This window comes from Chamaesiphon polymorphus CCALA 037, from assembly GCF_003003845.1.
GTDB classification, from domain to species: domain Bacteria; phylum Cyanobacteriota; class Cyanobacteriia; order Cyanobacteriales; family Chamaesiphonaceae; genus Chamaesiphon; species Chamaesiphon polymorphus.
This window is the reverse complement of sequence record NZ_PVWO01000167.1, coordinates 1-10,823: the sequence shown is the minus strand read 5'-3', so window position 1 is coordinate 10,823 and position 10,823 is coordinate 1. Positions and strand designations below refer to the sequence as shown.

Annotated in this window: 12 protein-coding genes; 6 read left to right on the top strand and 6 right to left on the bottom strand. The window is 47.1% G+C overall.

Annotated features, from left to right (window positions below; all coding sequences use genetic code 11):
* Positions 1-58: 58 nt before the first annotated feature.
* A complete protein-coding gene (locus tag C7B77_RS14100; protein ID WP_106305768.1) occupies positions 59-931 on the bottom strand; it encodes a helix-turn-helix domain-containing protein in 873 nt (290 codons plus the stop codon).
* Positions 932-1,081: 150 nt separating this feature from the next.
* On the opposite strand from C7B77_RS14100, the gene C7B77_RS14095 reads away from it, so the two are divergent.
* The 5 genes from C7B77_RS14095 (at position 1,082) to C7B77_RS14075 (ending at position 4,391) form a co-directional block, all read left to right on the top strand.
* On the top strand, positions 1,082-1,711 hold the full coding sequence (locus C7B77_RS14095; protein ID WP_106305766.1) for an FMN-dependent NADH-azoreductase: 630 nt from the start codon (positions 1,082-1,084) through the stop codon (positions 1,709-1,711).
* A 175-nt stretch (positions 1,712-1,886) separates the two neighbouring features.
* On the top strand, positions 1,887-2,804 hold the full coding sequence (locus C7B77_RS14090; protein ID WP_106305773.1) for a macrolide 2'-phosphotransferase: 918 nt from the start codon (positions 1,887-1,889) through the stop codon (positions 2,802-2,804).
* Between the two features lie 9 nt (positions 2,805-2,813).
* A complete protein-coding gene (locus C7B77_RS14085) occupies positions 2,814-3,272 on the top strand; it encodes an AAC(3)-I family aminoglycoside N-acetyltransferase (RefSeq protein WP_106305764.1) in 459 nt (152 codons plus the stop codon).
* A gap of 114 nt (positions 3,273-3,386) precedes the next feature.
* A complete protein-coding gene (locus C7B77_RS14080) occupies positions 3,387-3,779 on the top strand; it encodes a VOC family protein (RefSeq protein WP_106305761.1) in 393 nt (130 codons plus the stop codon).
* A gap of 30 nt (positions 3,780-3,809) precedes the next feature.
* A complete protein-coding gene (locus tag C7B77_RS14075; RefSeq protein WP_245894193.1) occupies positions 3,810-4,391 on the top strand; it encodes a DUF6151 family protein in 582 nt (193 codons plus the stop codon).
* A 121-nt stretch (positions 4,392-4,512) separates the two neighbouring features.
* Here C7B77_RS14075 and C7B77_RS14070 read toward each other — a convergent pair whose 3' ends face one another.
* From C7B77_RS14070 to C7B77_RS14050, 4 genes are all read right to left on the bottom strand, one after another.
* A complete protein-coding gene (locus tag C7B77_RS14070) occupies positions 4,513-5,166 on the bottom strand; it encodes a glutathione S-transferase family protein (RefSeq protein ID WP_106305771.1) in 654 nt (217 codons plus the stop codon).
* Between the two features lie 322 nt (positions 5,167-5,488).
* On the bottom strand, positions 5,489-6,379 hold the full coding sequence (locus C7B77_RS14060) for an NAD(P)H-binding protein (protein WP_106305756.1): 891 nt from the start codon (positions 6,377-6,379) through the stop codon (positions 5,489-5,491).
* Between the two features lie 100 nt (positions 6,380-6,479).
* Complete coding sequence (locus tag C7B77_RS14055; protein WP_106305753.1) at positions 6,480-7,532, bottom strand: aldo/keto reductase; 1,053 nt, start codon at positions 7,530-7,532, stop codon at positions 6,480-6,482.
* A 64-nt stretch (positions 7,533-7,596) separates the two neighbouring features.
* Positions 7,597-8,331, bottom strand: coding sequence for an SDR family oxidoreductase (locus C7B77_RS14050; protein ID WP_106305750.1), 735 nt, complete (start codon positions 8,329-8,331; stop codon positions 7,597-7,599).
* A gap of 196 nt (positions 8,332-8,527) precedes the next feature.
* On the opposite strand from C7B77_RS14050, the gene C7B77_RS14045 reads away from it, so the two are divergent.
* Positions 8,528-9,451, top strand: coding sequence for an AraC family transcriptional regulator (locus C7B77_RS14045; protein ID WP_106305747.1), 924 nt, complete (start codon positions 8,528-8,530; stop codon positions 9,449-9,451).
* A gap of 44 nt (positions 9,452-9,495) precedes the next feature.
* Here C7B77_RS14045 and cypC read toward each other — a convergent pair whose 3' ends face one another.
* Complete coding sequence (gene cypC / locus C7B77_RS14040) at positions 9,496-10,764, bottom strand: CYP152 family fatty-acid peroxygenase CypC (protein WP_106305744.1); 1,269 nt, start codon at positions 10,762-10,764, stop codon at positions 9,496-9,498.
* Positions 10,765-10,823 lie beyond the last annotated feature (59 nt).

Genomic DNA, 10,823 nt, shown 5'->3' with positions numbered 1-10,823 from the left:
ACGCCTATTCGTGAAATGTACGAACGAGTAATAAGTAGTAGTTAAAATCGATGAAAATCTAATTCGATCGATAGGCTGTGGGAGTCATCCCGGCGAGTTGTCGAAACTGCTTGCTCAAATGACTATGACTGTTGAAACCACATTCTAAAGCAATCTCTGTAATCGATCGATCGGTTTTCTTCAACAACTTTTTTGCTCGTTCTACTCGTTGCTGGAGGAGGTATTGGTGGGGAGATGTACCGATCGCCTGCTTGAATCGATCGCTAAAATGAAATTGACTCATGCCTAATAATTTGGCTAAATCGGCAAGCTTAATATCTCGCTCCAGATGGTCGTGGATGTAGTCTAAAACTTGTAAAACCTGACGTTCTGGCAATCCCCCTTTGTGGATAAAAACACGGGGTGCGGTAGCCGAATATTGCCGGAGTAAATGCACTGCTAGCACATTTGCCAGAGAGTCAACATAAAGCCTACCGCCGAGATTATCTTGTTGCAGCTCAGAGAGTAGCATCAGGCCGATCGATTCGATCTGGCGATCGCGAATCCGAAATTCAGATCGTAATTCCAGCCGATCTGAATTCAGCTCCAAGGCTTCTGTCGCAACACTCTGGAGGAAATCAGATGCAATCCGCATCTGTAAATAGCAATCGTCACCATCCCAACGAGCAAAAAATGATGTCTGTTCGGGCGTTATCGAAATGTCACCTTTCCCATACATCCCGATATGAGTTGTCCCTCCCTTAATTTGCAAAAAGCGGATTGGTCGGGGTGCCAGGGATAAGCAAATTGTATGTTCTTTCCCCGGAAGGCAACTCACTTCGCCTGGAGGCGATTGGAATTGCTCGACCAGAATGTTTTCCCATCCCCGATTTTGACTGGACAAAATGGGCGGATGGCAGATTTCCGATCGATGGACAGGCTTCGTTTTCATCACACGACCTTAACGCTATTAGATTTCGATTGTAGCTACTTTGAGCGGTACTTAAAAATCGATCGCAAGATTTTGATAGTTACCTAGAAATGTGATAGCCGATCGAGGAGCACTTATCTAAGCTAAGAGCATAGTAATCCAGGAAAAATCATGACACATCTACTCCACATTGATGCTAGTCCCAGAGGAGAGCGTTCTCACTCTCGCCGCATGACCCGTGAGTTTGCCGAACAGTGGAAACAAGCTCATCCCCACGATACAGTTACCTATCGAGATATCGGTCGCAATCCGATTCCTCACGTCGATGAGTCTTGGATTGCGGCTGCATTCACTGCACCAGAACAACATACCTCCGAACTGCGCGCAGCTCTTCACCTGAGCGATCTGCTTGTAGATGAATTCCTAGCGGCTGATGTCTATGTCATGGGCGTTCCGATGTACAACTTCAGCGTTTCCAGTACGTTCAAAGCCTACATCGACCAGATTGTCCGAGTGGGACGAACGTGGTTATTTGAGCCTGAAGACCCAGAAATGCCTTATAAACCTCTCGTTCACAACAAGAAGATGTTTGTAATTACTGCTCGTGGTGATGGCGGATATAATGCTGGAGGTCGTAACGAGAAGTGGAATCATCAAGATCCATACATTGTGACTGCGTTTGGGTTTATGGGCATTACAGACATCACCTTTGTTCATGTAGAAAACGATGAATATGGGGGACAAAAATTGGCAGAATCGATCGCCAATGCTCGTAGCAAAATTGCCGCTCTGACCGCCTAATTTAATATATTCGATCGCGATCGGCTCGAATATTAGGTTTTTTAAGATGGAAATTGCGACTAGAAGATTTCTGCTTCAAGACTTTGTAGAGTCCGATCGTTGGCGTAGTCTCTCCTATGGAGAATCGGCTGAGTTCGTTACCATTAGAGTAGGATTCAACGACACGATCGATGACATGATTAAAAATATAAGATCGCAGCAAGAAGTGCTGGCGTTAGCTCATCAGAACGGTTTGACTATCCAGGAAGATTCACTTCAATTTAATGAATCTGGTCTTGACTTTCAAGTCGTGTTGGCAACGGATACTAATGGAGAACGCTGGATTTTGCGTCTGCCTCGGCGGGAGGATGTGCTGCTATCGGTAGACAAGGAAAAACGAATACTGGAAACGATCGCGCCGCTGCTAAGTGTGGAAGTGCCCCGATGGGTTATTTGCACGGATGAACTCATTGCTTATCGGGCATTAAACGGTGTGCCAACGGCCACGATCGATACAGAAGCAAAAGCCTATATGTGGGAAATCGATCCAGCGAATGTGCCCGATCGATTCTATACATCGCTAGCGAAGGGAATGGTTTCTTTGCATCAAATTAGCATTGAGCAATTACGCGCAACGGGTCTTCCGGTGCAGACTGCCGCAGAAGTACGCGATCGGATGAAGCAGAGAATGGATGCAGTCAGGGTCGAGTTTGGTGTAAGTCAGGCGTTATGGGAGCGATGGCAAAACTGGCTTCAAAACGATGAAATTTGGATGAAAGAAACAGTATTAACCCACGGCGATTTACATGCTGGGCATATTCTAATTGACGCACAGGCACAGGTGACTGGATTTATTGACTGGACGGAAGCATCTGTCACCGACCCAGCGAGAGATTTTGTCGCCTATTACCGCATATTTGGTCGAGAAGCTCTCGATAAGCTAATCGCGGCATACGCGGCGGCGGGCGGGCGCACTTGGCCGAGGATGGCAGAGCATGTCATCGAACTGAATGCTGCTGTTGCGATAGATATTGCAGAATTTGCGCTAAAGTCGGGTTTGGATGAGTACAAACAAATGGCTAGACAGTCGCTTAGCGCGATCGAGTCGGATTAGGAAATACCTATGAACTCAAACATTCAGCAACTCAAGCCGGATGACATTGCATTGATGGAAGCTCTACTCGCGATGTTTGGAGAAGCGTTCGATGAAGTGGAAACCTATAGCGGGAATCGCCCTAGTGCGGACTACCTGCGGCAATTACTCAAGCATGATTACTTTATCGCGATCGCCGCCTTAAAAGCAGGTGAGGTCGTTGGTGGTCTGGTGGCTTACGAGCTGAAAAAGTTCGAGCAAGAGCGCAGCGAGATTTATATCTACGATCTGGCTGTGGCAGCAGCGCATCGACGGGAGGGAATCGCTACGGCACTAATTCAAAAGCTGAAGGAAATAGCCGCTGCCTGTAGAGCTTATGTCATTTTCGTCCAAGCAGATCTCGGCGACGATCCAGCGATCGAACTTTACACCAAGCTAGGAATTCGCGAAGATGTATTGCATTTTGATATTGCAGTCGATCCTACCTAACACCGATCTGAGTAGTAGTTTAGAGAATTGAGGTCTATTTTTTACAATCTTGCTAGATGCGTGTTAAGTCATAATTAGCGATCGAATATAGTTTACCTTTCGTACCAAAAACCGATGAAAATTACCGCATCAGCACTATCGCTCAACGTTGATGATGTCACGGCATCCGCCGATTTTGTCAAACAATATTTCGGCTTTAGTGAAGAAATGTCCGCCGAAGGTTTCGTGTCCCTTTCTCGATCGGATGTTGGCTTCAACCTGATTTTCCTCAAAACTGGACTGCCCAGTTTTAAACCAATTCACATGCGCGGACATCGAGCGGATGGTTTGCTAATTGCTTTTGTTGTCGATGATATCGATCGAGAATATGACCGCTTACAATTAGAAGGGGTGGCGATAACGACACCAATTGAAACCGAACCCTGGGGCGAACGCTTCTTTCAAGTGACCGATCCCAATGGTGTCGTCATCCAACTCGTCCAATGGATGACAGATCCGCAGACATAGCTTAACATTTCCCAGCAGGAGGAACGTCAAATGATGACTCACTCTATTCGTTGTAATTGTGGCAAATTAAAGGGCACCCTGAAGCGCACTCAGGATGTAAATCGGTGCGTGTGCTATTGTGCAGATTGCCAAGCATTTGCCCGTTTTCTCAAGCGAGAGGATGATATTCTGGATGAATTCGGTGGCACTAGCATCATTCAAACTATTCCCAAACATATCGACTTTAGCGAAGGTACCGAACATCTAGCTTGCATCCGGCTCACCGAAAATGGTCTACTTCGCTGGTACGCAGCTTGTTGTAATACGCCGATTGGGAACACTTCTCCAAATTTTAAGCTATCCTTCATTGGTTTGATTCACAATTGCTTGAGTTCGGATCGCGTGTCGTTAGACGATGCCTTTGGAACGATTCGGATGCATGTCAGTACTCAAGCAGCAATTGGGGAACATAAGCCAAAATCGACGGGGTTACTGGCGGGTACATTGCGCGTGTTTGGGATGGTGCTGCGATCGCGGCTCAATGGTAGCTACAAACAAAACCCCTTTTTTATTCCAGGAACTGGTACTCCTGTTGTCACGCCACAAGTGCTGAACCAGGATTTAAAAGGTTAACATGACGCTCGACTATGCGGGTATTAATGCTAGCAATTTTGAATAGCTATCTCACAATTTTATCGAGTCTAAACTGTGGTTAGCGATCGCAAAAATGAGAAATATGCTCGAAAAAATACTGTTATCGTGTTTCCATAATTTTCTTAATGGTGGGTAATGCCGCCTGAACCTGTTCTGGAGTCGGTGCAGTTTGTTGAAAACTCTCGCGCTGGGACAATCGATCGATCCAGGCAGTTAACCCAGGATAAGGCTCTAATGAAATACCAAACATTGAGGCAGACGGAACCAGCGTACCCGCCACAATATCGGCAATTGTAAATGTGTTCCCGGTAAAATAGGGGCGATCTGCGATCGTATCTTCAAAGAATTGTAAGATGACGTTCGTGCGTTGTCGGGCCTTGTCAACACTCGTTGGATCGATGTCTAATCCCATCAGTTGCTTGGTTAATGTTAGCGCAGCAGGTTGTAATTCAGTTAGCGAAACCATCGAAATTGTGCGCGCGATCGCCAATTTATTCAATTCTTTTGGTATTAACTCAGGTATGGGATATTTCGCTTCGAGGTAATCTAAAATAGCTAATGATTCAAAAATCCCCAACTCGTTATCGACGATCGCGGGTACTCGTTGCAGTGGGTTGATGGCAGTAAACTCAGCTTGAAATTGTTCGCCATCAAGGTCTACAATAATTGGCTCAAACGGAATTTGTTTTTCTAGTAAAGTAATCCAAACTCGACGTGCATTTGCCGAAATCGGCGCGTAGTAGAACTTCAGCATAGATTTTACCTCGATTGAATCCGATCGTCTAGATCGATGATAGCGCGACGATGCTTCGATATAAAACATTCTGCCTCAATCTTCGCTATGCGGCGGATAAGTCTACATCCAGGGCTGTCAGGGATTCGGACAGTTGAGCTTGAACGGGCACGATATTTGGGCTTTTTGCCAGTACCCAGGCAATAGCAATTTGTGTCGGACTGACACCTTTCTCCGCCGCGATGCACCGAGCCGTTCGACTAGCTGCTGGTTTTGAGCCAGATTTGTGGGTACGTTAGATCGTCATGGTTTTATTCCTAAGTTTGTGTAATGGTGTCGATCGTTAAAAAGCAGCAGCAAATTCTTTGGCAAAATCTGCCAGCTTGACTTTGCCCATAACCGTTGGTTTATGGCGGTAATAATCTTCTGCCAATAAACCACTATGAAGACTGCCATACATTTCAACTAAACCAGCCGCAATTTGTGGATTCATGCCAGCGGATTCTAAATCGCCGCGCATTTGTGCGTCGCTAATAATTATCCATTTCAGATCGGGCTTGCCAATTGCCGCACCTAAAATACTCGCTGTTTCGTTACCTGTAAGTTCCTCACTGGCTACATACCGGACTTTTCTACCAACAAGCGGTGTTGCTATTTCTTCAGCAATTACAGTCGCAATATCGATCGGGGAAACCCAAGGGATCTGGTCATCGGCACCGTAGTTAGCAGCGATCGCTCCCACCGCTTTTATCGTCTCTACATAGCCGAATAAATTGTAATAGAAAGAAGTGGGACGCAGATGAGTAATAGCGACATCTGACGATAATTCGTTCAGAATCTTTTCCACATCATGGGCACCAAGTAAAATCCCCGATCCTTTCTCTAAATGAGCACCAATGCTACTTAGATTCACCACACGTTTTACACCCGATTGCTCGATCGCTGTTGCATAGTTGTTACCCAGTCGGCGATAATAAGCCAACAGATCGAGGTGAAGATCGAAGTAGTTATTTGGTGGAACCATACAATACACGGCATCGGCACCTAAAAAGGTGGACACCAAGAAATCCACATCTTCCAATGAGCCAATGGCGGCGGTGGCTCCCAATGATTCAATGTCTGTTTGTTTTTCCTTGTTGCTACTAATAACTGTAACTGTATGACCTTGTGCTACCAACTCTTTTGTCAGTGGCTTGCTGATGTTTCCGATCGAACCTGTTACTATTATTTTCATAGATAAGTCTCTCTTGAAATTAATTAATAATTGGATTTTTAGGATGAAAATTTCAACCCCTGTTGCTTGTTAAAGTCAGATCTTCTTTTTTCTGAAGCCATTATTGCCAGCCTCGAACGCTTGTGCCACCGAAGATGCTGCGGTTTATCTCTGGGGTGAAAATACTGTAGGGAAATCCTGGATCGATCGCACTACTTTCATTCAATGTCTGGAGCTGTTCTGCGGTGAGGCGGATTTCTAGTGAAGACAAATTATCGTGCAACTGCTCCAGCTTACTGGCTCCCAAGATCGGTGCGGTCATCCCTGGTTGTGCCGAAACCCATGCGAGGGCGACTTGTGCCAACGGACGCTCGATCTGCGCCGCTACCGCCCGCAGGGTGTCGAGGATGCGCCAGTTGCGATCGGTAAACATCATATTTCCAAACGGATTGGCACCAATCAACCGACCTTCACCGCTTGCCTCTTCACTCTTGCGCTGGTACTTACCTGTCAGGAAACCTGCTGCTAGCGGACTCCAGGGACAGATGCCCAGACCGCATTCACGAGCGGCGGGGAGATGTTCGCGTTCGATATTCCGCTCGACGAGGGAATATGCCAGTTGCATGGCGATCGGACTGGGAAGATGATGCGCTGCTGCGAGCGTGGCAGACTTGATGGCATACCAAGCGGGGATATCTGAGAAACCAAAGTAGCGAATTTTGCCAGCACGAACTAGGTCGCCGAGGGTTTGAAGTACCTCTTCAACGGGCGTGATGCTATCCCAGACGTGGATCCAATACAGGTCTACATAGTCGGTATTGAGGCGGCGTAACGATCCTTCTAGGGCACGGTGAATGTTCTTCCGACCGTTACCACCAGTATTGGGGTTACCAGGTTCGCCACCGTGAAAGCCGCATTTGGTCGCCAGCACCAGTTTGTCTCGCAACTTACGATCCATAATATAGCCGCCGATGAGTTCTTCGCTGCGACCGTTAGCATACATGTCGGCGGTATCGATAAAGTTACCCCCTGCCTCGACGTATGTGTGAAAGATCGACTCGGAAACGTCATCGGGCGAACCCCATCGTTGGGTTCCGAAGGTCATAGTGCCCAGAGCTAATGGACTGACGATAAGTCCAGAGCGACCGAGGGTGCGGAAGGCTGTGAGGCTCATTGAGTTCTTTCCTGGTTAAAATAAGTTCGGTGGCAGTAACAGATCTCGATTTCGATTTGGAACACTAATACGCGCTGGCAGTAGGGCGGACGACGATTTCGTTGACATCGACATCATCGGGCTGAGAAACGGCATATAAAACCGCACGAGCGATCGCATCCGAACTTAATGCAGTTTTGCGGAGTTCTTTCAAAAAGCCTTGCGATGACTCATCCGTAATATCAGAGCCGAGTTCGGTTTCAGTTACGCCGGGAGATATAATCGTCACGCGAATGTTTTTGGATTCCTGCCGTAGTCCATCAGAGATCGCCCAAACAGCATGTTTTGTGGCGCAATAAACCGCAGCAGTTGGCGAGACAAAATGTGCGCCAATCGAAGCATTATTAATAATCTGTCCGCCACCTTGTGCTTCCATAATTGGCAGTACCGCCGCAATCCCATTCAAGACACCGCGAACATTCACATCTATCATCTTGTCCCACTCCTCAACTTTGAGATCTTTGAGCAGGGACAAGGGCATCACTCCGGCATTGTTAAAGATGACATCGACTCGTCCGAATTTATCGTTAGCAAATCGAACGATCGCGTCAAGTTGACTGCGTTGGGTGACATCGAGAGCCTGGTATTCGGCGATGCCACCCTCGGCATGAATTTCCTTGGCGATCGTTTCTAATCGATCGATTCGTCGTGCTCCCAAAACTACTTTCGCACCATTTTTTGCTAACAATTTAGCGGTAGCTTCACCGATGCCGCTACTCGCACCAGTGATAATAACAACTTTATTTTCTATGTTTAACATGGTTATTTTTTTAGGTTTGATGCCGATGAATTCATGTTACGAGTAGCAGCCCCAGTTTTAAATACATAGACCTCGCAGTTTATTGCCTAATCCTCCACGCCAAGCTTTTGGACAACGATTAAATGCGTTAAAATGCTCGAAAGGAACCGCGTACCTCCGGTAGACTACGCCAACGAATCCTTACGGGGCAACTAGCATGACTACGGGAATACTCAACCACAATGCGATCGCCGATAGCTGTCTCGAACTGGCCGCACTGGTAACTCGCCACACCCACGGTAAGGGGAACGGTTATCATCAGACGGGAATCGATCGATTAGAATTTCAGCGCGAATCTGCCGCGCCACTAGCTCTCCACGGTGTCAGTAATCCGATCTTTGCCATCCTCTTGCAGGGCAAAAAGCAAGTATTACTGGGGGAGGAAACCTATAACTACGGCGCGTCTCAATATCTGGTCGTTTCAGTCGATCTACCGATGAGCGGATTTGTATTAGAGGCAACTCCAGAGCGGCCTTATTTAGGCTTCAAGTTAGACTTAGATCTGCCTCAACTTTGCGATATTATTACCGCTCAAACCAAGTCCAGTGCGAGTAAACCAGAGAACTCGGTCAGAGGATTGTTTGTCAGCACCGCCGACACTACCTTACTCGATTGCGCCCTGCGACTGACAAAACTGTTGGATACACCCCAAGATATCCCGATCGTGGCTCCGCTAATTATCCACGAAATTTACTATCGCTTGTTAATGGGCGAACAAGGCGAAGCCGTCCGTCAGATTGCCACATCGGGTAGTAAGATGCAACGAATTGCTGACGTTATTCAAGTTCTTAAAACCGATCTGACTCGATCGATTCGAGTTGAAGATTTAGCCGATCTAGCGAATATGTCTGCTTCATCTTTTCACCATCATTTCAAGCAAGTGACATCGATGAGTCCGCTGCAATATCAAAAGCAATTAAGACTCATCGAAGCCCGTCGCCTGATGCTGGCTGAAAATTTCACGGCGACGATTGCTGCGGAGCGAGTAGGTTATGAGAGTACCTCTCAATTCAGTCGTGAATATTCGCGAATGTTTGGTGCGCCACCGATGGGGGATATCAAACGCTTACGGATAGTTTGAGCGGATGTCTGAAAAATCCGATCGGCTCCGATGCAGGCATCGAGCTAAATGCGTTTGACATTGCTAATAATAAAGCAACTTTTGGGCATAGTTGGAAACCGTGACAAGCTAATTTCTAGATCTTGTTCCGGGACATCATACTGAATTGAATTAACTAGAAAATCTAATGTTGTGGCGATCGATTGAATCGTAATCCATTCTCCAGCGCAGCGATGATTGACATTATAATCGCCGCCACCTTGGGGAATAAAGTTAAAGCTGCTGCGATCCCACTGCCGAAATCGATCGGGTCGAAACTCCTCTGGTTGCTCCCACAGGTGCGGATCGTGGTTAGTGCCGTACAAATCTAACAACACCCGAACTCCTTGCGGAAAATGATACTCTTGCCATTCAAAGGCATGGCGAGTGCGAGCTGCCACAAATGGAAAAAACGGATAAAAGCGTCGGACTTCTTGAGTAAATAGCTCTCGATACTCAGCATCATCTTTGAGTTGTTGACGACACTCTGGGTGTTCGTGCAGGGCTAAGGCTGCGAACGTGATATAGCGTGCGATCGCGACCACCGGACGCAATACATTTAGTAAATCAACTGCGGCAATCTGTAAGTCTAAAAGGTTTCCTGCTGGATCGCGATACCAGGCAAAGGCATAAGCAGCACTGTCTTCGGGCACATCTAACTGGTGAGTGCGAATTTGCTCCAGAATCGTTTTGATCCAGCGTTCGGATTCTACCCGTCCCTGTCTACCCTGCACATACCTCAAGCCAATTCCCCCTACGCCATCAATCATCGCCGCCAGATCTTGGGTGCGTCGCTCTACCTCTGCCTCTGGCAATGGCACCCCCGACCAAGCACACACAGCTCGACACAGTACCTCATGAGCTGCATCCAGCAGCACTACTCGTTCGCGGAGCGTCTCTGAAAGAGAATCGCGCCGTTCCCATTGCTCGGATGCCGCTTCCCATTGCTGGCGGGTTAGTTCCATCAGTTGCGCCATCCGCTCTGGTGTCATCAATGCCATGAAGATTTGCTTGCGCTGTCGGTGGGTTTCACCATCCAAACCTTGTACGCCACCTTCGCCCACTAGCGTTTTCTGCACGCGCTTGGGTGTAGCATTCTGACGGGAAAATTTTTCATTATCGTAAAAAACTTTGGCTGCCGCTTCTCCTCGCAAACAAATCGTTTTTTTAAATAACAGTCGGGTCTGAAAAATATCGGTTTGATATCGATCGCACCGATTTGAGATGAAGCGATAGCCTTCAAATAATACCGATAATGTATTGTCTATCCCCCGATCGGTTGGAATTTCACGCATAAAAAAACTGATGATTTAACCAAATAGTCTATTGGAATCGATCGTAGTCCCTTTACCCC